This window comes from Microbacterium sp. NPDC060117 (assembly GCF_042729315.1).
GTDB lineage: Bacteria > Actinomycetota > Actinomycetes > Actinomycetales > Microbacteriaceae > Microbacterium.
Map to the genome: position 1 here is coordinate 901,565 of NZ_JBHWXR010000001.1, position 25,474 is coordinate 927,038.

Genomic DNA, 25,474 nt, shown 5'->3' on the forward strand with positions numbered 1-25,474 from the left:
CGGCTCAGCACTCGATGACGTTCACCGCGAGGCCGCCCTCGCTCGTCTCCTTGTACTTGGTCGACATGTCCAGGCCGGTCTGCCGCATGGTCTCGACGACGGCGTCCAGCGAGACGTAATGCTGGCCGTCGCCGCGCAGCGCGAGCCGGGCCGCGGTCACGGCCGTGGAGGCGGCGATCGCGTTGCGCTCGATGCACGGGATCTGCACGAGCCCGCCGATCGGGTCGCAGGTCAGCCCGAGGTGGTGCTCCATGGCGATCTCGGCGGCGTTCTCGATCTGCCGGTTCGTGCCGCCCATCACGGCGGTCAGCCCGCCCGCGGCCATGGCGCACGCGGATCCGACCTCGGCCTGGCAGCCGCCCTCAGCGCCGGAGATCGACGCATTCGCCTTGAACAGGGATCCGAGCGCGGTCGCGGTCAGCAGGAATCGGCGGATGCCGCGACGACGGTTGGCCTCCGCGAGCTCTTCGGGATCCTCGAGCGCACCGACCGCGACGAGCGAGGCCTCCGCGCCGAAGCCGAGCAGGGCGCTGCCGACCAGCTCCCCGTACGGGGTGACCGCATTGCCCGCGCCGAGTCCGGAGTCGGCGAGGAAGCGCCACCAGTACATCGCCACGGCGGGCAGGATCCCGGCGGCGCCGTTCGTGGGGGCGGTGACCACGCGTCCGCCCGCGGCGTTCTCCTCGTTCACGGCGAGCGCGAATGCGCCCAGCCACTCGCCGGGAACGGCGGGGTGCCCGTCGGACTCGACCTCGTCCAGCTGCTCCCGGATCGCACCGGCGCGACGCTTGACCTTGAGGATGCCGGGCAGCGTGCCCTCGGCGTGCAGGCCCGCGTCGACGCAGGCGGCCATCGCGGTCCAGATCGCGTCGAGCCCGGCCGCGACCTCCTCCTCGCTGCGCAGTGCGGTCTCGTTGCGCCGCGCGAGCTCGGCGATGGTCAGCCCGTTCTCGTCGCACAGCTCGAGCAGCGAGGCGGCGTCCTTGTACGCGAAGGGGAAGGCGGCCTTGCCCAGGGAGCGTCCTGCCTCCTCGCCGTCACGGCGGATGAACCCGCCGCCGATCGAGTAGTAGGTCTCCTGCGCGAGATGGATCCCGTCGGCGTCGAGGGCGCGCAGCGTCATCGCATTGGGGTGGCCGGGCAGGCGCGTGCGCGGCTCGAAGGTGATGTCGTCCTTGGCGAACACGATGTCGTGCGTGCCGTTCAGCGCGAGTGAGGATCCGTCGGTCCAATCGGCCCAGGCGCGGCGCACGTCCGCGGGATCGCAGGTCTCGGGAGTGAGGCCGCGCAGGCCCGCGACGACCGCGTCGGGTGTGCCGTGACCGAGGCCGGTGGCGCCGAGGGATCCGTACAGCGAGCAGGTGACGCGGGCCACCTGGTCCAGCGTGCCGTCCGCGGCGAGCCGGGCGGCGAAGTCGACGCCGGCACGCATCGGGCCCACCGTGTGGGAGCTCGAAGGTCCTACACCGATGGAGAACAGATCGAAGGCCGAGACGTACGCAGTCACCCCTCCAGCGTAATCCGCGCGGAGGCTCCCGGATCCGCGTCCGGTGACGGCAACGCCGTTCACACGGCGGGCAGCGTCACCACGAACGTCGCGCCGGGGCCCGGTCCGATCGCGATGACACCGCCGTGGGCTTCGACAACGGCACGTGCGATCGCCATGCCGAGACCGGTGCCTCCGCCTTCCCGCGAGCGCGAGGTCTCGCCGCGGGCGAAGCGCTCGAACACGCTCTCCCGCGCCGCAGCGGGCAGGCCGGGTCCGTCGTCGGAGACCGTGAGGCGCACGGATCCGACCTCGTGCCCGGTCCGCACCTCATCCAGCCGCACGTGCACGGTGGTTCCGGCCGGCGTGTGCACCCAGGCGTTGTTGAGGAGGTTGTCGACCACACGGCGCAGATCCGCCGCGTCGCCGCGCACGAGCGCGGGATCCTCGCCGAGCTCCATCACCCATGCGTGGTCAGGGCCCGCGAGGCGGGCCGCGAGCACGGCCTCGGCGACGAGGAGCCGCAGATCGACCTCGTCGCGCGCCAGTTCGGGCAGCGCGTCGAGGCGCGCCAGCACGAGCAGCTGATCGATGAGCGCCCCCATCCGCACGCCCTCGACATCGATGAGCGCCGCGTTGCCGCGGACCTCCCGCTCCTCGGCGTCGGATCGGCTCGAGAGCTGAGCGTAGGCGCGGATCGTCGCGAGCGGGGTGCGCAGTTCGTGGCTGGCGTCGGCGACGAAGCGCCGCATGGTCGACTCACTCGCCTCGCGCTGCGCGAGGGCGTTCTCGACGTGGTCGAGCATGTCGTTCAGAGCGGCGCCGACCTGGCCGACCTCGGCGGTCGAGGCGATGTCGCGCGCCTCGACGCGCTCGGCGAGCCTCACCTCGCCCCGATCGAGCGGCACCGCCGTGACCGCGGCGGCCGTGTGCGCGACGCGGCGCAGCGGGCGCAGCGCCCGGCCCATCGCGACCGCCGCAGCCGCGATCGAGAGCACGATGCAGGCGATGCCCACCAGTGCCACCACGAGTGTCAACCGCCCGGTCACGGCGGTGACCGACTCCAGCGGCAGGGCCGTGACCACGCCCACGCCGGTCGGCGTCGTGCGCCCGGCGACCCGGTACGCGCCGAGGGAGCCGCCGAGGTCGAGGGTGACCGGTGCCGTGCGATCCGCGGATCCGGTGGGGAGGCGCGTAGCCAGGAGCTTCTTCTGCGCGGCGGTGAGGTCGTGCCGCACACCGTCGGATGCGATCCAGCCGCCGATCTCGAACGTGCCGTCGCGGAAGATCGCCGTGATCGTGCCGGCGGACTGGCCGGGTGCGCCGACCACGTCGTCGCGGTTGGGGCGCGTGGCCGGCGGCGTCGGCGCCGGGGTGGGTCCCGGGGTGTTCTGAGGCGTCGAGCCGGGCGTCGAACCCGGCCCCCGGCCCCCGGCGATGTCGGCCCCGCGCGCGGCCGCGCCGTTCAGGCGCGCATCGACCTGACCCAGCATGTAGTCGTGCAGCGACAGCACCGCGACCACGCCGACGACGATGCTCACCGCCGCGACCAGGGCCGAGGCGATGAGCACCACCTGAAGGCGGAGGCTGCGAGGGCGTCTCATGCGCCTCCCCCGGAACCGGATCCGGAACCGGAACCGGAACCGTCGACCGGGACCGTACCGCCGCCCGCACCGTCCGCGACGCGCAGCACGTAGCCGACCAGCCGCACGGTCTCCAGGTTCAGCGCCGTCGACGCGGAGAGCTTTCGGCGCAGGCTCGACACGTAGACCTCGACGAGGTTCGACTCGGTGCCGAAGTCGTACCCCCAGACCGCCTCGAGGATCTGAGCCCGCCGCAGCACCCGCCCGGCGTTGTTGGCGAGCAGGAGCAGCAGCTCGAACTCGGTGGGCGTGAGCTCGAGCGGCGATCCGGCGAGCTCGGCCGTCGACTCGCCCTTGTCCACCGCGAGGTCGCCGACCCGCAGCTGCGATTCGGCGGGCCGGGCGATCGCCGCGGCGCTGCGGGCCAGCACCCGTACTCTCGCCTGCAGCTCGGCGATCGCGAAGGGCTTGGTGAGGTAGTCGTCGCCACCGGCGCGGAGCCCTGCGATGCGGTCGTCGTGGCTGTCCAGCGCCGTGAGGAACAGCACCCTGATCTCGGGCCGGATCGCACGGATCCGCTCGAGGGTGTCGAGCCCGTCGATGTCGGGCATCATGATGTCGAGCACGACCACGTCGGGCTGGAACTCGCGCACCGCGATGAGGGCGCTCCGGCCGCGGTGCTCGATCCGCACCTCCCACCCATCGGCTCCCAGGGACTCGCCCACCGCCGCGGCGAGCGCCTGCTCGTCGTCGACCACGAGCGCGCGTGCCGGCGATCCGTCGGCCCGCACCACCGGCGGCAGTCCGAGCGGCATCGACGTCGCGGCGGATCCGGACTCGGTCGTGGCATCGGCCATGATCTGCTCCCCTCGCCCCTGCCGGTTCAATTCTGCGCCGTCAGGTCGTAGACCGTCACGCCGTCGACGGTCTTCGCCGTGAAGTTCGCCTCGACCCACTGCTGGATCTGGGAGGACGCGTCGCTGCCGCCGTTCGATCCTCCCATCCGCCCGCCGGCGATGAAGTAGTGGATCCGTCCCGCCGTGACGTAGGCCTGGAACTGGGCGAGCATCGGCGAGGGATCGCTGCCGTTGAATCCGCCGATCGGCATCACGGCCGCCCCCGTGCCCAGCTGGTAGCCGGCTGCGGTCTGCGAGCCGATCGCCGCGGCGGCCCAGGTGTAGGCCGACGCGTCGGCCGTGAGGAGCGTCTTCATGGCGGAGCCGACCGTGGAGGCCTCGAGCAGACCGCCCGCGCCACCCATGCCACGCCCCGCGCCGCCCGCGCCACCCTGGGTTCCCGTGCCGCCCACCTGCCCGCCGGTCTGCCCTCCAGGGAAGCCGCCGGTTCCCCCGGGTGCGCCACCGCCGAAGCCGCCGTTGCGGCCGGGGGTCCCGCCGGCGAAACCGCGCCCGCCGAATCCGCCCATGCCGCCCTGCACCGTCGGCCCCGCCGTCACGATGGAGCCGGAGTGCGCCGCACCGACCGTCTCGAGCGTGTACGCGGCGGGCGCAAGGAGCGCGCCCACGAGCAGGGCGGACAGCGTCGACGCGGTGAGGATCCGCGACCGCGGCGGAAGGAGCACGAGCGCGGCGCCGGCGAGCGAGACGACCAGCACCACGACCTTGAGCCACGGCAGCCAGGAGACCGCCCGGTCCAGCAGCGCCCAGGCCCAGCCGGCCGTGACGACCGCCGACACCGCGAGCAGGATGCGCACCCACAGCCGCTCCCGCTGCCGGAACAGGACGGCACCGGATGCTCCGACGAGCCCGGCGAGCGGGGCCGCGAGCGCGACCGTGTAGTAGGCGTGGAAGATCCCCGCCATGAAGCTGAATGCGATCATCGTAACGATGAGCCAGCCCGCGAGAGCGACGATCAGAACACGGCGAGGATCCCGCCGCGGCGCCCGGCCGATGAGTACGAGCGCGCCGACGCAGAGGATCAGGGCGGCGGGGATCAGCCACGAGATCTGACCTCCGATCTCGTTCTCGAACAGGCGGAACAGGCCGGTGGATCCCCACATCCCCGCCCCGCCCCCGGCAGCCGCACCACCGCCTCCGGTGACGCTGCCGGTCTCGTTCCCGGTGAGCCGGCCCAGGCCGTTGTAGCCGAAGGTGAGTTCGAGGAAGCTGTTCGTCTGCGAGCCGCCGATGTAGGGCCGGGCAGACGCCGGCACGAGCTCGACCACGGCGACCCACCAGCCGGCCGAGACGATCACCGCGCCCAGCGCAGCGAGCAGATGCCAGAGCCGCTTCAGGATCGGAGCCCCCGCGAAGGCGGCGTACAGGCCGGCGAGCACGGGCAGCACGAGGAAGGCCTGCAGCTGCTTGGTGAGGAAGCCGAAGCCGACGGCGACCCCGGCGAGGAGCAGCCAGCGCAACTGCCCGCGGTCGATCGCGCGCAGCGTCAGCGCCACCGACGCCGTCAGCAGCAGGAGCAGCAGCGCATCCGGGTTGTTGAACCGGAACATCAGCGCGGCGACCGGTGTCAGCGCGAACACTGCCGTCGAGACCAGCGCGGCGGCCGCACCGAACCGGCGCCGCACGGTGAACAGGATGATCGCGGCCGTGGCGACGCCCATGAGGGCCTCCGGCACGAGGATGCTCCACGAGCTGAGCCCGAAGATCCTCGCCGACAGCTCCATCACCCACAGGCTCGCCGGCGGCTTGTCCACCGTGATGGAGTTGCCGGCGTCGCTGGAGCCGTAGAAGAACGCGACCCAGTTCTGCGTGCCGGCCTGCACGGCGGCGGAGTAGAACGCGTTGGCCCATCCGCTCGCGGCGAGGTTCCAGACGTACAGGATCCCGGTGAGCAGGAGCGCGCCGGCCAAGGCGGGTGCCTCCCAGCGGGCGCGCGGGATCGCGTCTGCGGTGGAGATCGCGGCGACCGGATCCCGTCCGGTCGGCGGGTGGGCGGGCAGGGCGGGCGCGACGGCCACGGATGCGTTCATGATCGGTTCGCCTCCTGAGCGAGCGTGGTGAGATGGTGACGGGTGGACAGCGGTTCGACGGGCTCGGCGGGCGCGGGCTCCCCCCGTCCGCGCACGGCATCGCGGAACACCCAGATCTTCAGCAGCGCGAACCGCAGCAGTGTCGCGACGAGGTTCGCGACGGTGAGGACGCCGACCTCGGCGAGGGCTCCCGGACGCGGATCCGCCGTGTGCAGGAGGACGAGGGATCCGCTCGTGAGCGCCCACGCCATCCCGAACACCGCGAGACCCTGCAGATGATGCGTCGTGGCGCCCGCTCTGCCGCGGATGCCGAAGGTGAAGCGGCGGTTGGCGGCCGTGTTGGCGATCGCGGTGACGAGCAGCGCCAGGAAGTTCGCGGTCTGCGCCGGCATCACGACCTGGAGCACCAGATAGACCAGCGCATACGCGATCGTGGAGAGCACCCCGATGACGCCGAAGCGCACGACCTGCGCGATCAGGGGGGTCCGCGGCTGGGCGAACGGGTGGCGCCCGATGTCGCGATAGAGGTCGTCGACGGGGATCCGCCCGCGCGCGAGGCCCGTGCCGACACGGACCATGCCCTTCAGATCGGCGGTCGCGGTCGCGACGATGTCGACCGAGCTGTGCGGATCGTCGACCCAGTCGACGGGCACCTCGTGGATGCGCAGCCCCGCGCGCTCCGCGAGGATCAGCAGCTCGGTGTCGAAGAACCACCCGGTGTCCTCGACATGCGGCAGCAGGCGGCGGGCCACGTCGGCGCGGATCGCCTTGAACCCGCACTGCGCGTCGCTGAACCGCACTCCGAACGTGCCGCGCAGCAGCGCGTTGTAGGAACGCGAGACGAACTCGCGCTTGCCCCCGCGCACGATGCGCGAGGTGCTCGCCAGGCGGGATCCGATCGCGAGGTCGGAATGACCGCTGAGCAGCGGGGCGACCAGCGGCTGCAGCGCGCGCAGATCGGTGGACAGGTCCTCGTCGAGGTAGGCGAGCACCCGGGCCGGCGATGTCGACCAGGCCGCCTTGAGCGCACGGCCCCGCCCCTTCTCCGCCAGGTGCACCACCACCACGTGGTCGAGCCGGGCGGCCAGCTCATCGGCGATCGCCGCGGTGCCGTCGGTGCTGGCGTTGTCGGCGATCGTGATCCGCCAGGAGCCCGGCGCCTCGGCGCTGAGGTGCTCGTGCAGCAGCGCGATGCTCTGCGCGAGCGTCTCCTGCTCGTCGTGCACGGGGACGACGACGTCGAGGTCGAGGTCGAGGTCGAGAGTCGGATCCTGGGTCATGGGATCCATGCTCGGCGGCGCCCCGGGACGGGCGCTTTGGCACCGCTATGCGATGGCTAAGGACCCGCCTCGCTCACGCCGGAGCCGGCAGCACCCGCCCGCTCCTCGAGGTCAGCGCGACGGCCAGAGCGATGAGCGCGGGCGCACCGCCCGCGAGCAGGAACGTGATCTCTCCGCCGAGCGCGTGCACGGCCCAGCCCGCGGCGAGCGCCCCTGCCGCCTGCATGCCCGTCATGCACACGACGTAGAGCGACACCACCCGCCCGCGGATGGCGCCGTTGGCGGAGAGCTGGGTGAGCGAGTCGTTCCCGATCATGAACGCGGTCCGCATCAGCATCGATGCGACGAGCCCCACGACGAACAGTCCGGCGACGGGCGCGAGGCCCGAGCACGCCCAGACCAGGCCCGAGCCGGCGAGCAGCAGCGCGCTGTCGCGGAGGCGCAGCTGCCGCCGGCGCGCGGCCACCAGGCTGCCCAGCAGCGCACCCACCGCCGATGCGGTCTGGAACAGCGTGTACCCCAGCGTGCCGAGGCCGTAGCGCTCGTTCGCCGCCCAGGCCATCAGGATCGATGCCGTGAGGGCGAAGAACGCGAGCGACGAGATCAACAGCAGGGCGGTGCGGATCTCCGGCTTGCGCTGCACGTAGCGGATGGCTTCGCGGATCTGCCCTCGCCGAGCGGCGACCTTGATAGCCGGATGCAGCGCGGAGCGGCGGATCCCGAGCAGCATCACGATGCCCGCGAGCGGCCCGAGGGGTGCCGCCACGAGCGCCCATCCGGATCCGATGATCGCGACCAGACCGGCGGTGAGCAGTGCGCCGAGGATCCCGGCGAGCTGCTGCACGGCCGCGTTCAAGCTCATCGCGTTGGGCAGTGCGCGGGTACCGACCACCTGCACGAGCAGCACGGCCCGAGCCGGCGCCTCGAACGCCGCGGCGACGCCGAGCAGGAGCGACGAGGCGACGATCAGCGGCACGCCCGCGGTGCCGAGGATCGCCGGCACGCCCAGGCAGAGCGCCGACAGCACGACGAGGAGCTGGGTCAGCACGACCGTCTGGCGGGGCGCGAAGCGGTCGCTGAGGACGCCTCCCCACGGCCCGAGCACGATGGAGGGCAGCAGCTGCGAGGCGACGACCAGGGCGACGAGGCCGACATCGCCGGTGAGCTCGATCATCAGCGAGTCCGTGGCCAGCCGCGCCAGCCATCCGGCGGCGGAGGTCGCCGCGAGGCCGGCGAAGTAGAGCCGGAAGTTCGCCTCGCTCAGCGCCGCGAAGGTCGCGCGGAAGGTCGGTCGGGTCGCGAGCACCGGCAGCGGCTCGGTGATCGGATGATCCACGCCCGACAGAGAAGACATGACCTCAACGGTACGGAGGATCACGCGATCACTCATCATAATGAGAGACATAACTGTTATTGGATCTGTAAATGAGCAGGATTCTGCAGGGACGGGAGCGCGCGTGTTCGAGCCGGATCTGCTGCGGTGCTTCGTCGCCGTGGCGGAGAATCGCAGCTTCTCGGAGGCCGGGCGGCAGCTCGGGATCAGTCAGCCGACGGTCAGTCAGCGGGTCCGGCGACTCGAGGAGCAGGCCGGCCGCTCGCTGATCGCCCGGGACACCCACAGCGTCGGCCTCACCGACGGCGGCGAGTCGATGCTGGCCTTCGCGCGTCGCACGCTCGCCGTGCTCGATGAGGCGCAGGCCTACTTCTCCGGCCCTGCCGAACGGGCGACGGTCCGCTTCGGCACGGCGGACGACCTCGCCCTCACCCACCTGCCCGGGATCCTCCGCGACTTCCGCCGGAAGAACCCGCACATCGACGTCGAGATCACCGTCGGCCAGTCCGCAGCCGTCGCCCGGCGCCTGCGCGCCGGCGCGCTCGACCTCGTCTACGTGCGACAGGAGCCGGGCATCGCGGATGGCAGGGTCGTCCGGCGCGAGCAGCTGATCTGGGGCGCGCACCCGTCATTGCGACTCGACCCGGGCGACGTGGTCCCGCTCGTCACCTATCCCCGACCGAGCCACTCCCGCGCCGCCGCGGTCACCGCGCTCGAGACGGCTGGGCGACGCTGGAAGGCGAGGTGCACGGTGCGCGACATCACCGGGATCCTCGCCGGCGTCCGGGCGGGCCTGGGTGTCGCCGTCTTCCCCGGCGGGATGATGCCCCCGGATCTCGTGCGCGCCGACGCCGCACTGGGCCTGCCGCACCTCGACACACTGGATTTCGCACTCATCGACGATCCCGCGGCTCCCCGCGCGCCGATCGAGGCGCTGAGCGCGGCGATCATCGACTCGCACACCCGCGAGGCCCGCCAGCTCCCCGGCGCTTCGGAGAGCTGACGGGGATCGGCTGCGGCTCGACCGCGGATGCCGCGCGACAAAAGCGAAACGGCCCGCCGAAGCGGGCCGTTTCTTACTGTCTCAACACAGTGTGCGCCTGGAGGGACTCGAACCCCCAACCTTCTGATCCGTAGTCAGATGCTCTATCCATTGAGCTACAGGCGCATCCGGTCTTTCACAAGACCGCCCGCTCTCGCGGGCCTCGTCAACAATACCCCAGAGGCGGGGCGGAACGCGAATCGAGAGCGCGGCGAGCGCACCGGTCGGGCGTGGCGGATATCAGCGCACCTGCCGTGCGGCGCGCTTCTCCTCGCGCTCCGCCGCCTTCGCGGCCGCCTTGTCGGCCTTCTCCGCCGCCTTGTCGACCTTCTCGCGGTTCTTGCGTCGCGCGCGCTGATCCGAGGCGAGCGCCTGCAGGTCGACGAGCCGCAGCGCCTGCATGCGGGCCTCGCGCATCGTGGCGTAGTCCGGATCCTCGTCCGGGCGCATGGCTTCGACGGAAAGCCGGCTCTGCAGGTTTCCGGCGACGTCGCCCCACGCGGCGGCGCGCGCCGCCTCCACCAGGAACCGCAGCGTCTCGGGATCGTCGGCCATTTCCCGCAGCCGGTCGGCCACCGCCGAGGACTGCTTGGCCCGCCGCTTGAGGTTGCGCACATCGCGGTCGCGGTAGTCGTGCGTGCCGTGCGGATCGGAGTACCGGCCGTGGGCGCGCTTGCGCAGCTTGTTGGCCAGCTCGGCCGCCTCCTCGGACTCCGCGGCGAGCGCGATCAGCGCCTCGTGCGCGTCGTTCATGTACTTGGCGACGTCGAAGGATCCGCCCTGCGCGATCGTTCCCACGAGGATGTGGTTCTTGACGGTCAGACGGGCGGCAGACGTGGCGATCGCCACGCCCTCGGCAATGGCGTCCGCGCTCTTTCCCACTCCGACCTCCTCCTGACATCGAGCGTACCGGTTCCCGTTCCGCAAGAGCAGGGCGATGCGGCAGGATGGGACCAGCGTCTGCGCCCACCCGACGCATGCGACGAAGCGTGCGAGGGCGCAGCGGTAGGAGGAGCGTTGCCTGTTCTCGACGCATCAGGGCGCAGCAGTGCCATCACCGGGGCCGCCAACGGCATCGGCGCCGACACCGCCAGAGCGCTCGCGCGCCGCGGTGCGAACCTCGCGCTCATCGACCGCGACCGGGCGGGTCTGACCCGCGTCGCCGACGAACTGCGCGCCACCGGCACCACCGTGACGGTGCATCCGGTCGACCTGCGCGATGACGACGCGGTCGTCGCGGTCGGCGAGGACGTCGCCGCCGCGCACCCCGAGCTGCAGACGCTCATCACCTGCGCCGGATCCTCGATGCTCGGTTCCCTCGATCAGCTCTCCATGGAGGAGATGCGCTGGCTGATGGACGTGAACCTCTGGGGCACGGTGTCGATCACGAAGGCGCTGCTGCCCGCCCTGCGCCGCGCTCCCGCCGCGCACATCACCCATATCGCCAGCATCTACGCGATCGCCTCGCCGGGCGGGCGGATCCCCTACGCCATGACGAAGTTCGCCGTGCGCGCGTTCTCTGAGGCGCTCATGCACGAGCTCGAGGGGTCGACGGTCACGGTCGGCGCGATCTATCCCGCCGGTGTGCGCACGGGGATCATCCTGCACGGGCGCTACGCCTCGTCGATCGACCCCGGGGTCGCCGGACGGGCCGCCGCCGCCCAGGCCGCGATGTACCACATGGAGCCCGCCGCCGCGGCGGAGCGCATCGTGCGCGCCACGTTGCAGCGCCGGGCGCGCACCCTGATCGGGCGGGAGACCCGCCTCGTGGACGCGCTGGTACGACTCGCGCCGGTGCGCTACTGGGGACCGATGCGGCGCCCGCTGCGCGAGGCGATCGACACGACGACCCCGATGTCGCCGCGCTGAGCGTGTCACTCGCCGGCGACCGAGGCCTCCTGGCGGGCTGCGGGAGCCTCGTCGCCGTCGGCCGCCGCATCCGCATCCTCGCGCACGGGCTCCTCCGCGGCTCCCCCGCGCGCGGCCGCGGCGCGCGCACGGATCGCGGCCGTCTCGGCGTTGTACTCGGCGAGCTTGCGCAGGGCCGTCTCGGTGCCCGCCCTCAGGTGACGCTGCACGCGCAGCCGCAGGGTCGCCGTGTCCCGCGCCGCGAACGACTCGAAGATGCGCGCGTGGTCCTCCGCCATGGAGATCAGGTCGTCGTGGTCGCGGAACAGCAGGAGCAGGCGCCCGCGCATCATGCCCAGGATCTCGTTGACGGTCGCGTTCTCGGCGAGCTCGGCCATGACCAGGTGGAACTCCGCCCCCGCGGTGTGCGCCGCCGCCGTGTCACCGACCCCGGCCGCCGCGAACTCGCGCTGGAGCGCCGCCTCGACCTTCGCGATCCCGTCCGACGTGTGCCGCAGCGCCGCGATCTCGAAGACGAGCACCTCCAGCACGTCGCGCACCTGCGCGATGTCGCGCACGTCGTCCTCGGTGAACTGACGGACCACGGCCCAGGAGCGGGGACGCGCGGTGAGCATGCCCTCGGCGAGCAGCTGCCGGATCGCCTCGCGCACCGGCAGCCGGCTCACGGCGAGCTCTTCGGCGATGTCCCGCTCGATGAGCCGGTCGCCGGATCGCCGCTGTCCGGACAGGATCGAGTCGCGCAAGAGCCGGACCACCCTGGCCGACTCGAGCTCCACGCTGCCCGCGTTCCCCATGGGCCCATTGTGGCACCGTCGGGTGCGGGTGAACCTTGTCGGACCGAGTCCATCAACCAGGGCTCGGCAGGAGGGATCGCCGTCGTCGTCAGGGCCGCGTCGGCGTCCCGTGCTCCTCGAGCCAGTCGAGGACCTGCTGGGCGGCGTCCTGCACCGGCAGCGCCGCATCCACGACGAAGCCCGCCTCGCCGGGCGCGAGCGGCTCGAGGGTGTCCAGCTGCGAATCCAGCAGCGATGCCGGCATGAAGTGCCCGAGGCGGCGCCCGAGGCGTTCCGCGAGGTCGTGCTTGGTGCCCTTCAGGTGCACGAACTCGACGCCCGGGCGGGCGAGGATCTCGCGATAGCTGCGACGCAGCGCGGAGCACGTCACGATGCCGGGCTCCCCCGCCTCCTGCTTCTTGACGATCCACACCCGGATCAGCTCGAGCCAGGGGCGGCGGTCCTCGTCGGTGAGCGGGATGCCGGCCTCCATCTTCGCGACGTTCGCCGCGGGATGCAGGTCGTCCCCCTCCTGCAGCGCCCATCCCAGGCGCCCGGCCAGCACTCCGGCCAGCGTGCTCTTGCCGGATCCGGATACCCCCATCACCACGAGGACCGTCGGAGGCGCCGCGTGCGTCGTCATCATCGCTCCGTTCCCGTCAGCCGACGAAGACGCCGATGATCATGACGCCGGCGAGACCTGTGACCGAGATCAGGCACTCCATGATCGACCACGACTTCAGCGTCTGCGGGATGCTCAGGCCGAGGTACTCCTTGATCAGCCAGAACCCCGCATCGTTCACGTGCGAGAGGAAGACGGACCCGGCGCCGATCGCGAGCACCAGCAGGGCGGATCCGGCCGGCGACAGGCCGAGGTCGTGCACGAGCGGCTGCAGGATGCCCGCGGCCGTGATCGTGGCGACGGTGGCGGAGCCGGTGGCGACGCGGATCAGCACCGCGACGAGCCAGGCGAAGAACAGCACCACGGGCAGCGCGCCGCCGATGCCGGAGATCGCGTGGGCGATCACCGTGCCGATGGTGGAGTCGACGAGCACCTGCTTGAAGCCCCCGCCTGCACCCACGATGAGCAGGATGCCGGCGATCGCCGGCAGGGAGGACGACACCGAGGCGCCGACCTCCTTGGAGCTCATGTCGCCGCCGCGTCCCAGCACGACCATGCCGACGAGCACCGCGATGAGCAGCGCGATGACCGGCTTGCCGAGGAAGTCGACGATGCCCTTGAGCGCCGAGGTGTCGTTCGGGGCGACGATGTCGACGATGGCGGAGAGCAGCATCAGCACGACCGGCAGCAGGATGCTGAACAGGGTGGTGCCGAATCCGGGGCGCTTGCGCGCCTGGCTCGCCGCGGTCTCACCGGGCTGGGCGGAGTCCTGCGCCGTCTCGAACAGCGCCGGCACGGGCACGTCGACCCAGCGGGCGGCGAGGCGGCCGAACAGGGGGCCGGCGATGATGACGGTGGGGATCGCGACGAGGACGCCGAAAGCGAGGGTGAGGCCGAGGTTCGCACCGATCAGGCTGATCGCGGCGAGCGGGCCGGGGTGCGGCGGCACCAGGCCGTGCATCGCGGAGAGCCCCGCGAGCGTCGGGATCGCGATCTTCATCAGGGAGACCCCGGAGCGGCGGGCGACCAGGATGATCACCGGCACGAGCAGCACCAGACCGACCTCGAAGAACATCGGCAGACCGATCAGCGCGCCGACCAGGCCCATGACCCACGGCAGCGCCGCGGCGCTGGCCTTCGAGACCAGGGTGTCGACGATCCGGTCCGCGCCGCCCGAATCGGCGAGCAGCTTTCCGTAGATCGCGCCGAGCGCGATCAGCACGCCGACGCCGCCGGCGGTGGATCCGAAGCCGTTGGAGAAGCTCGTGACCGTCTGCGTGGCGGACATCCCGGCGACGAGACCGGTGACGAGCGCGCCGATCACGAGGGCGAGGAACGGATGCAGCTTGACCCAGGTGATGAGCACCACGATGGTGGCGATGCCGATGAGGGCGGCGAGGATCAGCACCCACTCCGGGGCTGTCGTCGTGGGAGGAACGGGATCGGCCGCCGCGAGGAGGGTTCCGGGAACGGCGGCGAGAAGGATCGAGGACATGGCCATGAGCTTCCTTGGTCTGGCGGAGAGATTTCGCCTCAGCGTAAGCGATAAGTAGGACTTAATCAAGCATCTTCTCGCAATACGCCCTCCTACAGTTCACTCAGGCGCCTTCTTGCCGGGCTATCGCCATAATGGACTTCATGGCAGAAGGGATCCGCGAGGCGGCCTCCGCGCAGCATCATCGGCTGCTCGACACGATCGGCATGCGGATCGTGGAGGGCGAGCTGGCGCCCGGTGCCCGGCTGCTGACCGCCGAGGTCGCCGCCGAGTTCGGCGCGTCCCGGTCCGCGATGCGCGAGGTGGTGCGCGTTCTGGAGACCATGGGCATGGTCGAGGTGCGCCGCCGGGCCGGGGTGGAGATCCTGTCTGCGGACCGATGGAGCCCGTACGCCCCCGAGGTGATCCGCTGGCGGCTGGACGGATCCGACCGGCTCCGCACCCTGCACGAACTCAGCCAGCTGCGCTCCGCGATCGAGCCGCTCGCCGCGCGTCTCGCCGCAGTGCAGGCACCTCCGGAGCACCGTGCGGCGCTCGTGAAGGCGGTGCTCGGGATGGTCGAGAACGGCGAGCGGGCGGATGAGCCCGCATACCTGCAGCACGACATCGACTTCCATGCGGCCGTGCTGCGCGGATCGGGCAACCCCTACCTCGCCGGGCTCGCCGACGTGGTCGCCGAGCTGCTGCACGGCCGCACCGCGCACGCGCTCATGCCGCACCGCGCGGATGAGACCGCGTTGCGACTCCACCAGGACGTGGCCGCCGCGATCACGTCCCGCGACCCCGAGGCCGCGGCCACCGCGATGGCGGCGATCGTGTCCGAGGCCGACGACGCCGTGGAGGCCATGTCGCAGCCCGAGCCCTGAGCACCCTCAGAGCCCTGAGCGCGCGAGCGACCGGCGGCGGTCTTCATCCCGCTGATAGCCGCCGGACAGCGCCCGCCAACGGCCGGCGCGCATAATCGAGGCATGACGAAGGCGGACGGCGGGACCGGGCGGGGCACGAGGGCGCCCAGCCTGCTTCCCGGGCTGCTCGCCGCCTCCGTCCGGGGCGTGCGGCGCGTGCGGCGCCCCGCCACGTCGACCGGGCCCGCCTTCGACCTGGCGTACGTGCGCACCGGCCCGCGCTCGGCCGTGCCGATCGTGGTGATCCCCGGCGGCCCCGGGCTCGGATCCGTGCTCCCCTATCGTCGGTTCCGGCGCCGCGCCGCGGCCCTCGGCCTCGACGTCATCATGATGGAGCACCGCGGCGTGGGGCTGTCCCGTGCCGATCTGAACGGACGCAGTCTGCCGCTGTCGGCGATGCGCATGGTCGACGTGATCGACGACCTCGCCGCCGTGCTGGAGGCGGAGGGCGTGCGCCGTGCCTACATCTCGGGCTCCTCGTACGGCAGCTACGTCGCGGCGGGATTCGGCGCGCGCCATCCCGAGCGGGTGGCCGGGATGCTGCTGGACTCCGCCCTGCAGTCGGTCGCGGATCGCGATGCCGAGCGGGCGATGATCCGCGAGCTCTTCGTCGACGGGGACACCCGCATCGCCGCGGCGGTGCGCGAGCTGCTGGACGACGGATCGGATCCGCGGATCCTCCTGGGAGTACTGCGCGCGGCGTACGAGCTGGGCGGAGCGGGACTGCTCGAACCGCTGCTGCGCCAGCGCCTGCACGGCGTGCACCGTGCCGTGCGCGATGGCCGGCCCGGCGGCTCGCACGGGCGCGGATCGGTGTGGTCGGCACTGGAGGCCTACGTCGACAAGGGCGAATCCGAGGCGCACGTGCCGGGGTTCTACGAGTTCGACCTCGTCGGGGCGATCGCGTTCCGCGAGCTGGGGTTCGGACCGGATCCGGACGGATCCGCCCTCGACCCCTCGCTCACCTACGCGCCGATCGCCGACCGGTTCCCGCGGTTCGCCGGCGAGCCCTTCGACCTGACCGCCGCGGCGGCGGGCTTCGACTGGCCCACCGTGCTGCTGACCGGCTCCCGCGACCTGCGCACGCCGGCCGCCGTGGCAGAGCGCGTGGCCGCGGCCGCTCCGGACACGGTGCTCGTCGAGATCGAGAACGGGCACAGCGCCCTCGAATCGCACCCGCTCGCGCTGCTGCATGCGCTGCAGCGGCTGAGCAGCGGCGAGCAACAGCGTCTCCCCGCCGAGAGCGCGATGATGAGCGCGCTCCCGCGCCGCGGACTCGTGGCCGGTCTGCCCCGGCTGCTCACCGCGGGCACCCGCTGGGAGGCGGCGCTCCGGTCGTGAGACCGTGCCAGGCCCGCCGGAATGCGCTGACGGCGGCGCCCGCCCGTCCCGGAATGGATCCTCGGCCCATTCCGTTGCAGAGATGGTGACCGCCTCCCGCTCCGATCTCCTCGCCGCCGACACGGCGATGGGCGCCGTGACCCTGCTCGTGGCCGACCTCGATGCCATGACCGCGTACTACCGCGACGCCGTCACGCTGCGGGTGCTCTCGGCCGAGGGCGACCGCGTGGTGCTCGGCCGCGGCACGACCCCGGTGGTGATCCTGCTGCACAGCCCCGGCCTCGCTCATGCGGCGCCGCGCGCCGCCGGACTGTTCCACACCGCGATCCTCTTCGAGACCCAGGCGGCCCTCGCCGCCGCGCTGTACTCCGTCGCGCGGCGCGCCCCTGGATCCTTCACCGGCAGCGCGGACCATCTGGTCAGCCAGGCCTTCTACTTCACGGACCCGGAGGGCAACGGCGTCGAGCTGTACTGGGATCGCGATCGCACGCAGTGGAGCTGGGCGCACGGGCAGATCGAGATGGACACGCTGTACCTGGATCCGAACGCGTTCCTGGGCGAGCACCTCACCGAGACAGCCGCCGACGACCCGGTGATCGGCGGCGCGAGCGTCGGCCATGTGCACCTCTCGGTCGGCGACGTGGCCTCGGCACGCGAGTTCTACGTGCAGCGGCTGGGATTCGAGACGACCGCGGAGCTCGGCGGATCCGCGCTGTTCGTGAGCGCCGGCGGCTACCACCACCACATGGCCATGAACACGTGGAACAGCGCCGGTGCCGGCCGGCGCTCCCCGGCACTCGGCCTCGGCCGCGTCGACATCGTGCTGCCCACCGCCGACGAGCTCGGGGCCGTCGCCGAGCGCATGACGCACTTCGGCGTGGACGTGCGCGACGACGGCCGCACGCTCGCCTTCGAGGATCCCTGGGCGAACGCGATCCGGCTCACGACCGCCGGCTGAGCCTCACGACCGCCGGCCAGCACGGGGCGACCGCGGGCTGAGCCGGCGACCGCGGGCTGAGCCCGCCGACCGCGGGGTCGCTCGACCGCCGCCGTCGGCGCGACGACGATCGGTCGGGCGTTCTCAGCCGATCCGCACGGCGCTCACGGCGTCGTCGGGCCAGGTCACCTCGAGGATCGCGTCGCCCTCGCGCGTGGTGACGACCCGTGACGACGGCGCCGCCTCGGCACCGCGCCCCAGCCGCACCGCCGCGACGACCACGTCGCCCTCGGCGACGGCGGCGAACTCCAGCCGTGGGATCGTCGTGATCGCCCCGATCGGCGATGTCCCCGTCTCCGTGCGCACCGAGGCGGCGAGCGCGCCGGCGCCGATCCCCGACAGCGCCTGCAGCTCGGAGCGCACCCCGTCCAGCTCCAGCGACACCGCGTCATCGACGCTGACCGCGACCGCCTCGGCGGGACCGGTCAGCGGCCAGCCGCTCACGCGGATGGGGAGCGGCGACGCGGCGACGCCCTCACGCGCCAGGCGCCGGGTCGCGCGCACCTCCCACGAGCCGCGGACCACGCTCGCCGTCGCGAGCAGCGGTCCGTCGGTGACGATCCCCGCGCGCCCGGATCCGTGGTCGTATCCGGGACCGTCGGTGCTCGAGTCCACCCAGTGCGCGTCGGCCACGGACGTCGCGAACGCCGCGATGCCGTCGTCGCCGATCGCACCGCGGGCGAACCCCGTGCGGTGCGTGGAGCGCCCTGCGGCGTCGACCGCGCCCACCATGTTGTCGGCGGGATCGTCGATCGTGGCGCCGGTGAGCGGCGGCAGTGTCGCGCTGGAGTAGCCGAACCGGGCGTAGAGGGCCGAGTCCCCGATGCGGTCGCCCTCGAAGGCATGGTCCGCGCCGTGGTTGATCACGCGCACGATGCCGTCCGCGGCGGTGCCGCTGACCAGCCAGCCGGCAGGCCGGATCACGCGGCGCACGTCGCCCTGCTCGATCGGCAGCGGCTCCTCCACCGCTGTCCAGACCTCATGGTCCGCCGGGAGTGCGAGTCCGAGGAAGCCCTTCGACGCCCAGTACGGCGAACCCGCACCCGAGTACGTCTGCGCCATCGCCGGCCACTCGCCGAACAGCCCCATCGTGAGCAGGCCGCGCTCGTCGATCGCCCCGCGCTCCACGAACGCGCGCAGCTCGCCCGAGGCGGCACGGCGCAGCGTTCCGAGCGGCAGCCGCGTGGCGCCCGAGACGGCGCCCATCCACAGCGGCGCGGCCGTGGCGAACCGGTAGATGAGGCTGCGCCCCTGCAGCACGGGCATGCCGTCCGCGCCGATGAGCGCCGCGTAGTCGTCGAGGAATTCGGTGAGCCGGGCGCGGAAGACGGGCGCGAGCGCGCCGGATCCGAACCCGTCCGCCCCTTCGGAACCGGCCCACAGCAGCGGATACAGATGCATCGCCCAGCCGCAGTAGTAGTCGTAGGCGCGCCAGGTGCCGTCGGCCCACCACCCGTCGGCCTGGTAGTAGTCCTCGATGCGGGCGAGGTCGGCCGCTATCCGTGCGGGATCGTGCGGTCCGCCGACCGAGGCCAGGAAGGTCTCGACGGTGATCCGGAACCACAGCCAGTTGTTGTCCGGGTACCGGCCCACGGGATTCAGCGCGAGCCAGTCCACGATGCGCTGCTGCGCGACCGTGTCGAGCGTGTCCCACAGCCATGGCCGGGTGAGCTGCAGGCCGAGTGCGATCGACGCGGCCTCGACCTGGGCCTGCGGCTGCGCGGCGGGCAGGATCCACCGCTCCGGATTCGCTGGATCCGTGCCGGCGACGAGCCCGTCGCGGTACCAGTCCAGGAAGCCGTGCGGGTCCGCCCCGCGCTCCCCGGTGAGGCGGAAGGCGAAGAGCATGAACGAGCGCGCGAAGCCCTCCAGGCCGTCGCTGTCCGCCCCGCTGCTGCTGGTCTGACCGGGCAGGCGCACCTGGCTGCGCGTCGGCGTGAAGTACGGCCGCAGCGACAGCAGCAGGTGGTCGGCGACGGCGGCCCAGTGATCGCGCGTCCACCCGGTGCGCGGCGAGAGCGCACGGTCCTCGGGCGGCAGGATCAGGCGAGCGGGGTCGAACGCGGTCACGGGGTCTCCTTCACGAGCGGGTCCTCTGGGGTCGGGATGATGGCGGTGGGGATGGCGGCCGGCGCCACGGCGATCGGCGCCGGGATGCTCGGCCGCAGGGAGGATTCGCGCACGTGCAGCTCGGGACTGAGCTTCACCCGGAACGCGGGGCGGCCGCTCCCGGCCTCGAGCCGGGCGATCAGCAGGTTCACGGCCTCGCGTCCGACGTGCTGCTTTGGCGGACGGACCGCGGTGATCGCGGGGTCGCCGAACCGGGCGACGTCGTCGTCGTACGCGACGATCGCCAGATCGTGCGGCACCCTGATGCCGCGATCCAGCGCGTGCTGCTCGAGTGCGAGGGCCTGCGGATCCGGCAGCACGATCACCGCCGTCGTCTCCGTGTCGCTGATCACCTGCAGCGCGTCGTCCATGGCGCGCTCCCGCCCCGCGGTGTCGAAGCGCACGCCGTTGATGCACGCGGCGTCGGTCGGCAGCCCGAGCGAGCGCAGTGTGCTCTCCCATCCGCGCCGCACGTAGCGTCCGGTGGGCCGCTCGGTCTCGGTGATCAGCCCGATCCGCTCGTGGCCCTGCTCGTGCAGGTGCCGCACGGCGAGCGCGGCGCCCGCGGTGTGGTCCGACACGACCGAGTCCAGATGCGGTGCCGCAGCCGCGGAGCGCACCCGGCGCTCCGCCAGCACGACGGGCACCGGGAGCGCATCGAGCCACTCCAGCATCTCGATCGCGTTCTCGCCGAAGGTGTCGGGGGCGACGATGAGCCCGTGCAGCCCCGGGGTGTTCAGCAGCGCCTCGACCTGGCGGCGGTTGTCGCGCAGCTCGTAGGTCGATGCGCGCAGCAGCAGCCGGGCGCGCAGCTGCGCGGCCTGGGCTCTCGCGCCGTGCACGATGGGCGGCCAGTAGTAGTCGAGCGAGGGCACGACCATGCCGATCGTGTAGCGGGTGACGGCGGGGTCGTGACCGGCGAGCGCCGGGCTGAGGCCGGGTTCGAGGCTGCTGCGCAGGGTCGCTCCGCCGTGCACGCGCGTGACGAGCCCCTGCTGGGCGAGGGTGTTGATGTCGCGTCGGATGGTGAGCTCGCTCACGCCCAGGCGTGCCGCGATCGTGGAGACACTGACCGAGCCGTGCTCGCGGATCTCGTCCATGATCCGCTCCCGGCGCTGCAGCGCGAACAGCGGATCCCGCCCGCTCACGAGATCTCCTCGATCACGGTCGTGAACGTGCCGGCGCGTCCGCCGACGCTGTAGACGAGGCGGGTCAGCCGCGGACCCCACACGGCGATGAGCTCGGGATCGTCCAGCTCCCACTCCTCGAGCGCGGGGACGATGGGAGTGCTCCCGGCCGTCGCGGCGATGCGGATCCGGTGTCCGTCGGCGGCGACCTCGACCCCGCCGGCGGACGGCGTGACCTCTCCCGCGGCGATGAGATGCAGCCGGTGCACGCCGGCCTCGCTCAGCCGCCAGCGGTCGGCGACCTCGATGCGCTCCGTCCCGCTCGGGGATCCTGTGCCGTCGAAGCGGAACGTCCGCCGCCAGGAGTCTCCCGCCGGGAGCGGGTAGGCGCCCGCCAACTCCAGTTCGAGCACGGCGGGATCGGCGGCGAGCGGCGCCGGCCCCGGTTCGCCGCGCGGCGCGGCGATCACCTGTGCGGCGAACACCGGTCCCTCGCCCTGCTCGAGCCCGAACGGCGCGGGGGCGTTGTGCCAGCCGCTCTGCATCGCGCGGATCCGATACCGCTCGGCGCTGAACGTCTGCGCGGTGTAGGTGGGCTTGCCCACGTCGAGGAGAAGCTGCCGACCGCCGGCCGCGACGAGGAAGGATCCGAGGTCCTTGTGGTTGTGATTCTCATCGTTCGTGCCGCCCTTCGCGGCGAGCGCCAGCCCGGCGGCCGAACCGTCCCGGGAGCGGCGCACCAGCACCTGCACCGACGGCAGCCAGACGGCGGCGGGAAGCGGGGCGGCGGCCGGCACGGCGTCCCGCCACGCCGCGTCGGCGAGCGCGCGGACCAGGCGCGGCAGCCCGCCCGCGACGTGCGCCACCGGAGCGTCGGGTCGGCGGGCGGCGCGCGCCCAGGCCGTCACCCTCGCGTCACCGGTGAGCGTGCCCCAGCGGAACGGGAGCTGCCAGGGCTCGTGCCCGCGTGAACGCGCCCAGCCGTCGGCCACGTTCACGTACCAGTCCCCGCCGAGGTGCATGCGCATCGGGAACCGCAGCGTCTCGGCGACCACGGGGATCCCGGTGGCGTCGAGCCCGCCGTCGGTGATCGCGGCCACGATGTCGAGCATCTCGAGCATGCGCCCCGCGCCGTTCCACCAGTACGCGACGCCCTCATCGATGGCCCCGTCGGCGGGCAGTTCCGCGACGTAGCGGTCGAGGCTGTCCAGCGCCCGCGCGAGGATGCGCGCCACACGCTCCGAGTCGTCGAGCAGCAGCACGGCGGCCAGCAGCACGTTGCCCAGGATCCACGGGTTCCAGTTGTTGACCTCGCGCCAGTAGCCGAGCCACCACAGGTCGTCCCGGGTCTCGAACGGCGTGAAGACGCGCGTCTCGGCCTCGTGCCGGATGCGCTCGCGCAGCCCGGGCCAGCTCTCGTCCCACCGCGGGCCGAGCACGCGGTCCGCGACCGCGAGCTGCGCCACGATCTCACCCGCGACGAGGTCCAGATAGGGGGACGCGACATCAGGCAGCACGAAGCCGCGGCGGGCGTGTGCGTCGTCGTGCGCCGGGAGTGACCAGGTGCTCTGCTCGCACAGCACCACGGCCCCGTCGGCGGCCTCGTCGATCCACGTCTGCTCGTCGGTCACGGCCGCGGCGACAACGGTCCCGGTGAGTCGCTCCTGCCGGTCCGACACGGCGCGCTCGTACGTCGCGCGATCGCCGTCGCGCACGTATCGGGCGAACAACGAGCCGAGAGCGTCGACCCAGGGGCAGCCGCGGGACTCCGCCGCGGCCGCGCGGATCCGTTCGATCGTGATCGGATCCGCCTGCTCCCACACCTCGCGCTGCACGATCGAGGGGATCCCGACCCGTTCGCGCAGCGCTTCAGGTGTGGCGCCGCCGACAGTCGTCCGGAGCGCCTCCCCGCGCATCGCCTGGCGCCACTCCGTGAACAGCGGACCGCGGAATTCCGCGGATCTCACGTCCGTGCCGTGCGGCGGCACGGCGTGCGCGCTGACCCGGGAGAGGGCATCAGCATCGAGGTTCCGCGTCATCGTTCAACCTTCGCTTGTGCTTGTATCTGTTCGACTCTGAATGTTTGGTTTCGTCTCGAACGAGTCCGAGTATCTACTGAGTTCAGCGACGACGCAATGCCCTGCTTCGTCGGGATCTGACGAAGGACGGGAACCCCCGGGAATGACCGCAACGACCACCCCCAACGCTCTCGTCGTGATGTCGCGCGAGGTGTTCGAGCGCCAGTTCGACGCCGCGCGCATCGCACGGCTGCGCCGTCTCGCGACCGTGCCCGAGCCGGTCTTCACGGACGACCTCGACGACCCGGCCCTCATCGGACGACTGGCCGAGGTCGAGGTGCTCCTGACCGGCTGGGGCGCCCCGCGCCTCGATGCCGCCCGACTCGATCGGATGCCGAACCTGCGCGCCATGCTGCACTGCGCCGGATCCATCCGCCCGCAGGTGAGCGACGAGTTCTGGCGGCGCGGCATCCGTGCCGCCTCGGTCGCCGAGGTCAATGCGGCGCCCGTGGCGGAGTTCACCCTCGCCGCGATCATCTTCGCCGGCAAGAAGGCGCCGTTCATCGCCGCCGACCCCGAGACGCGCCGGCAGAACGGACTGCGCGCCGAGCGCTTCGGCGCCCTCGGCAACCTCGGACTCACGATCGGCGTCGTCGGGTTCAGCCGCGTCGGCCGCCGTGTCGTCGACATCGTGCAGCAGCTCGAGGACGTCACGGTCCTCGTCGCGGACCCGTACGCGGACCCCGCCGAGATCGCCGCAGCCGGCGGCGTGCACACCACCCTCGAAGACCTGCTCCCGCGCGTCGACGTGCTGTCGCTGCACGCGCCGGAGCTGCCGTCGACCCGGCACATGATCGGCGCGACGCAGCTCGCGGCGCTGCAGGATCACGTGACCGTGATCAACACCGCCCGCGGCAGCGTGATCGACACCGCCGCCCTCGAACGCGAGTGTGCGAGCGGCCGCCTGAACGCGATGCTCGACGTGACCGACCCCGAGCCGCTCCCCGCGGACTCGCCGCTGTACCGGCTGCCGAACGTCATGATCACACCGCACCTGGCGGGCTCGCTCGGCTCCGAGCTGTACCGCATGACCGACGCTGCACTGGACGAGCTGGAGCGCTTCGTCGCCGGTCAACCCCTGCTCGAAGAGGTCACCGTCGACGCGCTCCAGCTCAGCGCCTGACCCCACGCGCTCCCCTTCTCTTCACCCGCACCACCGCATCCACCTTCAAAGGAGAACCTCGCATGAAGCGATCCCTCATCGCCGTCGGCACCGTCGCCGCGGCGGCGCTCGCCCTCGCCGGCTGCGCCGGCACGTCCGCCCCGGCCGCCACCGCCTCGGGCGGGAAGACGACCCTGCGCATCTCGGTGTGGAACTACGCACAGACGCCCGAGTTCAAGGCGCTCTTCGACGCGTTCCACACCGCCAACCCCGACATCACGATCGAACCGGTCGACATCCTCGCCGCGAACTACGAGGACAAGGTCACCACGATGCTCGCCGGCGGCGACTCCACCGACATCATCACCGTCAAGAACCTCACCGACTTCGGCGGCTACGCCCAGAAGAAGCAGTTCGTCGGGGTGAACGACCTCGTGAAGGCGCTGCCCGCCGACAAGATCCCCGCGCTCAGCGAGTACAAGGCTGATGGCACCTACTACGCGGTCCCCTACCGCCAGGACTTCAGCGTGCTCTTCTACAACAAGCAGATGTTCAAGGACGCCGGTGTCGCCGACCCCTCCGCCCTCACCTGGGAAGAGTTCGCCGCCGACGCGAAGAAGCTCACGAAGGGCGACGGCGCGGACAAGGTCTATGGCGCCTACATCCACACCTGGAACTCGATGGTGCAGGGCTACGCCTCCGCCCAGCAGGACAAGACCTTCGACAAGCCCGACTACTCGTGGATGAAGGACCAGTACGACCTCACTCTCGGCATGCAGAAGGACGGCACGATCCTGGACTGGGGCACCGCCAAGAGCCAGCAGGCCCAGTACAAGACGGTCTTCGAGACCGGCAAGGCCGCGATGGTGCCGATGGGCACCTGGCTCATCTCGCCGCTGCTCGCCGACGCCGCTGCCGGCACCACGTCCGTGGACTGGGGCATCGCGCCGATCCCGCAGATCAAGAGCGGATCCAAGATCACCACGATGGGCGGCCCGACCGGTTTCGGCATCAACAAGAATTCGAAGAACCAGGATGCGGCGAAGAAGTTCCTGTCGTTCGCGGCGGGAGCGGACGGCGCCAAGGCCGTCGCGTCGATCGGCATCGTGCCCGCCTACCACAGCGACGAGATCACGAAGCAGTACTTCGGCCTGAAGGGCATGCCGCAGGACGCGACCTCGAAGAAGGCCTTCACGCCCGACACGATCCGCCCCGACGGCGCGACCGGCACCCTCGCCGCGCAGCTGCAGGGCGTGCTCGATCAGGAGCACCAGCTCATCATGACCGGCAGCAAGTCGGTGGACGACGGCATCGCCGAGATGGGGAGCCGCGTCAAGTCCGAGGTGCTGAACCAGTGACGACCCGGGGTCGTTGAGCGAGGACGC

At 72.0% G+C, this 25,474-nt stretch carries 20 protein-coding genes and 1 tRNA gene; 7 read left to right on the plus strand and 14 right to left on the minus strand.

What is annotated here, in order from left to right; all coding sequences use genetic code 11:
* Positions 1 to 4: 4 nt before the first annotated feature.
* The 6 genes from ACFWCK_RS04065 to ACFWCK_RS04090 form a co-directional block, all read right to left on the minus strand.
* Entirely contained in the window at positions 5 to 1,507 is a 1,503-nt protein-coding gene (locus ACFWCK_RS04065; protein WP_378804687.1) for an L-serine ammonia-lyase, iron-sulfur-dependent, subunit alpha, read from the minus strand.
* Positions 1,508 to 1,566: 59 nt separating this feature from the next.
* Positions 1,567 to 3,090, minus strand: a complete 1,524-nt coding sequence (locus ACFWCK_RS04070) for a sensor histidine kinase (protein ID WP_378804688.1) — start codon at positions 3,088 to 3,090, stop codon at positions 1,567 to 1,569.
* Positions 3,087 to 3,926, minus strand: coding sequence for a response regulator transcription factor (locus ACFWCK_RS04075; protein ID WP_378804689.1), 840 nt, complete (start codon positions 3,924 to 3,926; stop codon positions 3,087 to 3,089). The genes ACFWCK_RS04070 and ACFWCK_RS04075 overlap by 4 nt, the downstream gene beginning before the upstream one ends.
* Before the next feature lie 26 nt (positions 3,927 to 3,952).
* Complete coding sequence (locus tag ACFWCK_RS04080) at positions 3,953 to 6,016, minus strand: glycosyltransferase family 39 protein (RefSeq protein WP_378804690.1); 2,064 nt, start codon at positions 6,014 to 6,016, stop codon at positions 3,953 to 3,955.
* Positions 6,013 to 7,296, minus strand: coding sequence for a glycosyltransferase (locus ACFWCK_RS04085; protein WP_378804692.1), 1,284 nt, complete (start codon positions 7,294 to 7,296; stop codon positions 6,013 to 6,015). Before ACFWCK_RS04085 ends, ACFWCK_RS04080 begins: the two co-directional genes overlap by 4 nt.
* A gap of 73 nt (positions 7,297 to 7,369) precedes the next feature.
* Positions 7,370 to 8,650 carry an MFS transporter gene (locus ACFWCK_RS04090; protein ID WP_378804693.1) on the minus strand — a complete coding sequence of 427 codons (1,281 nt, stop codon included), beginning with the start codon at positions 8,648 to 8,650 and terminating at the stop codon, positions 7,370 to 7,372.
* A gap of 103 nt (positions 8,651 to 8,753) precedes the next feature.
* On the opposite strand from ACFWCK_RS04090, the gene ACFWCK_RS04095 reads away from it, so the two are divergent.
* On the plus strand, positions 8,754 to 9,632 hold the full coding sequence (locus ACFWCK_RS04095; protein WP_378804694.1) for a LysR substrate-binding domain-containing protein: 879 nt from the start codon (positions 8,754 to 8,756) through the stop codon (positions 9,630 to 9,632).
* 92 nt (positions 9,633 to 9,724) lie between these two features.
* Here the strand turns inward: ACFWCK_RS04095 and ACFWCK_RS04100 are convergent.
* Together ACFWCK_RS04100 and ACFWCK_RS04105 are read right to left on the minus strand one after the other, a co-directional pair.
* A tRNA-Arg gene (locus ACFWCK_RS04100) sits at positions 9,725 to 9,797 on the minus strand.
* Between the two features lie 114 nt (positions 9,798 to 9,911).
* Positions 9,912 to 10,553: an asparagine synthase gene (locus ACFWCK_RS04105; RefSeq protein WP_378804695.1), complete on the minus strand. Its 642-nt coding sequence runs from the start codon at positions 10,551 to 10,553 to the stop codon at positions 9,912 to 9,914.
* A 135-nt stretch (positions 10,554 to 10,688) separates the two neighbouring features.
* Between ACFWCK_RS04105 and ACFWCK_RS04110 the strand changes: the two genes are divergently transcribed.
* Positions 10,689 to 11,540: an SDR family NAD(P)-dependent oxidoreductase gene (locus ACFWCK_RS04110; protein WP_378804697.1), complete on the plus strand. Its 852-nt coding sequence runs from the start codon at positions 10,689 to 10,691 to the stop codon at positions 11,538 to 11,540.
* Between the two features lie 5 nt (positions 11,541 to 11,545).
* Here ACFWCK_RS04110 and ACFWCK_RS04115 read toward each other — a convergent pair whose 3' ends face one another.
* The 3 genes from ACFWCK_RS04115 to ACFWCK_RS04125 form a co-directional block, all read right to left on the minus strand.
* Positions 11,546 to 12,334, minus strand: coding sequence for a GntR family transcriptional regulator (locus ACFWCK_RS04115; RefSeq protein ID WP_378804698.1), 789 nt, complete (start codon positions 12,332 to 12,334; stop codon positions 11,546 to 11,548).
* A gap of 88 nt (positions 12,335 to 12,422) precedes the next feature.
* Positions 12,423 to 12,956, minus strand: a complete 534-nt coding sequence (locus tag ACFWCK_RS04120; protein ID WP_378804699.1) for a gluconokinase — start codon at positions 12,954 to 12,956, stop codon at positions 12,423 to 12,425.
* 16 nt (positions 12,957 to 12,972) lie between these two features.
* A complete protein-coding gene (locus ACFWCK_RS04125) occupies positions 12,973 to 14,430 on the minus strand; it encodes a GntP family permease (RefSeq protein ID WP_378804700.1) in 1,458 nt (485 codons plus the stop codon).
* A gap of 143 nt (positions 14,431 to 14,573) precedes the next feature.
* On the opposite strand from ACFWCK_RS04125, the gene ACFWCK_RS04130 reads away from it, so the two are divergent.
* The 3 genes from ACFWCK_RS04130 (at position 14,574) to ACFWCK_RS04140 (ending at position 17,634) form a co-directional block, all read left to right on the plus strand.
* Positions 14,574 to 15,296, plus strand: a complete 723-nt coding sequence (locus tag ACFWCK_RS04130; protein ID WP_378804701.1) for a FadR/GntR family transcriptional regulator — start codon at positions 14,574 to 14,576, stop codon at positions 15,294 to 15,296.
* Positions 15,297 to 15,398: 102 nt separating this feature from the next.
* Positions 15,399 to 16,676: an alpha/beta fold hydrolase gene (locus ACFWCK_RS04135; protein ID WP_378804702.1), complete on the plus strand. Its 1,278-nt coding sequence runs from the start codon at positions 15,399 to 15,401 to the stop codon at positions 16,674 to 16,676.
* Between the two features lie 82 nt (positions 16,677 to 16,758).
* Positions 16,759 to 17,634, plus strand: coding sequence for a VOC family protein (locus tag ACFWCK_RS04140; protein WP_378804703.1), 876 nt, complete (start codon positions 16,759 to 16,761; stop codon positions 17,632 to 17,634).
* 123 nt (positions 17,635 to 17,757) lie between these two features.
* Here the strand turns inward: ACFWCK_RS04140 and ACFWCK_RS04145 are convergent, their stop codons facing one another.
* The 3 genes from ACFWCK_RS04145 to ACFWCK_RS04155 are packed head-to-tail and all read right to left on the minus strand — an operon-like array spanning position 17,758 to position 22,948.
* Positions 17,758 to 19,743: a DUF2264 domain-containing protein gene (locus ACFWCK_RS04145; RefSeq protein WP_378804704.1), complete on the minus strand. Its 1,986-nt coding sequence runs from the start codon at positions 19,741 to 19,743 to the stop codon at positions 17,758 to 17,760.
* Positions 19,740 to 20,930, minus strand: coding sequence for a substrate-binding domain-containing protein (locus tag ACFWCK_RS04150; protein ID WP_378804705.1), 1,191 nt, complete (start codon positions 20,928 to 20,930; stop codon positions 19,740 to 19,742). Before ACFWCK_RS04150 ends, ACFWCK_RS04145 begins: the two co-directional genes overlap by 4 nt.
* Positions 20,927 to 22,948: a hypothetical protein gene (locus tag ACFWCK_RS04155; RefSeq protein ID WP_378804706.1), complete on the minus strand. Its 2,022-nt coding sequence runs from the start codon at positions 22,946 to 22,948 to the stop codon at positions 20,927 to 20,929. The genes ACFWCK_RS04150 and ACFWCK_RS04155 overlap by 4 nt, the downstream gene beginning before the upstream one ends.
* A 142-nt stretch (positions 22,949 to 23,090) precedes the next feature.
* Here ACFWCK_RS04155 and ACFWCK_RS04160 point away from each other — a divergent pair, with 142 nt between their 5' ends.
* Positions 23,091 to 24,110, plus strand: coding sequence for a hydroxyacid dehydrogenase (locus ACFWCK_RS04160; RefSeq protein ID WP_233312217.1), 1,020 nt, complete (start codon positions 23,091 to 23,093; stop codon positions 24,108 to 24,110).
* Positions 24,111 to 24,172: 62 nt separating this feature from the next.
* A complete protein-coding gene (locus tag ACFWCK_RS04165; protein ID WP_233312223.1) occupies positions 24,173 to 25,447 on the plus strand; it encodes an ABC transporter substrate-binding protein in 1,275 nt (424 codons plus the stop codon).
* Positions 25,448 to 25,474 lie beyond the last annotated feature (27 nt).

What these genes read in the sequence shown, in the direction of transcription:
- ACFWCK_RS04140 (WP_378804703.1), top strand. Translation starts at nt 16,759, where the DNA reads ATGGTGACCGCCTCCCGCTCCGATCTCCTCGCCGCCGACACGGCGATG.
- ACFWCK_RS04090 (WP_378804693.1), bottom strand. Translation starts at nt 8,650, where the DNA reads ATGTCTTCTCTGTCGGGCGTGGATCATCCGATCACCGAGCCGCTGCCG.
- ACFWCK_RS04070 (WP_378804688.1), bottom strand. Translation starts at nt 3,090, where the DNA reads ATGAGACGCCCTCGCAGCCTCCGCCTTCAGGTGGTGCTCATCGCCTCG.
- ACFWCK_RS04085 (WP_378804692.1), bottom strand. Translation starts at nt 7,296, where the DNA reads ATGACCCAGGATCCGACTCTCGACCTCGACCTCGACCTCGACGTCGTC.
- ACFWCK_RS04125 (WP_378804700.1), bottom strand. Translation starts at nt 14,430, where the DNA reads ATGTCCTCGATCCTTCTCGCCGCCGTTCCCGGAACCCTCCTCGCGGCG.
- ACFWCK_RS04120 (WP_378804699.1), bottom strand. Translation starts at nt 12,956, where the DNA reads ATGACGACGCACGCGGCGCCTCCGACGGTCCTCGTGGTGATGGGGGTA.
- ACFWCK_RS04165 (WP_233312223.1), top strand. Translation starts at nt 24,173, where the DNA reads ATGAAGCGATCCCTCATCGCCGTCGGCACCGTCGCCGCGGCGGCGCTC.
- ACFWCK_RS04080 (WP_378804690.1), bottom strand. Translation starts at nt 6,016, where the DNA reads ATGAACGCATCCGTGGCCGTCGCGCCCGCCCTGCCCGCCCACCCGCCG.
- ACFWCK_RS04130 (WP_378804701.1), top strand. Translation starts at nt 14,574, where the DNA reads ATGGCAGAAGGGATCCGCGAGGCGGCCTCCGCGCAGCATCATCGGCTG.
- ACFWCK_RS04160 (WP_233312217.1), top strand. Translation starts at nt 23,091, where the DNA reads ATGACCGCAACGACCACCCCCAACGCTCTCGTCGTGATGTCGCGCGAG.
- ACFWCK_RS04115 (WP_378804698.1), bottom strand. Translation starts at nt 12,334, where the DNA reads ATGGGGAACGCGGGCAGCGTGGAGCTCGAGTCGGCCAGGGTGGTCCGG.
- ACFWCK_RS04075 (WP_378804689.1), bottom strand. Translation starts at nt 3,926, where the DNA reads ATGGCCGATGCCACGACCGAGTCCGGATCCGCCGCGACGTCGATGCCG.
- ACFWCK_RS04135 (WP_378804702.1), top strand. Translation starts at nt 15,399, where the DNA reads ATGACGAAGGCGGACGGCGGGACCGGGCGGGGCACGAGGGCGCCCAGC.
- ACFWCK_RS04155 (WP_378804706.1), bottom strand. Translation starts at nt 22,948, where the DNA reads ATGACGCGGAACCTCGATGCTGATGCCCTCTCCCGGGTCAGCGCGCAC.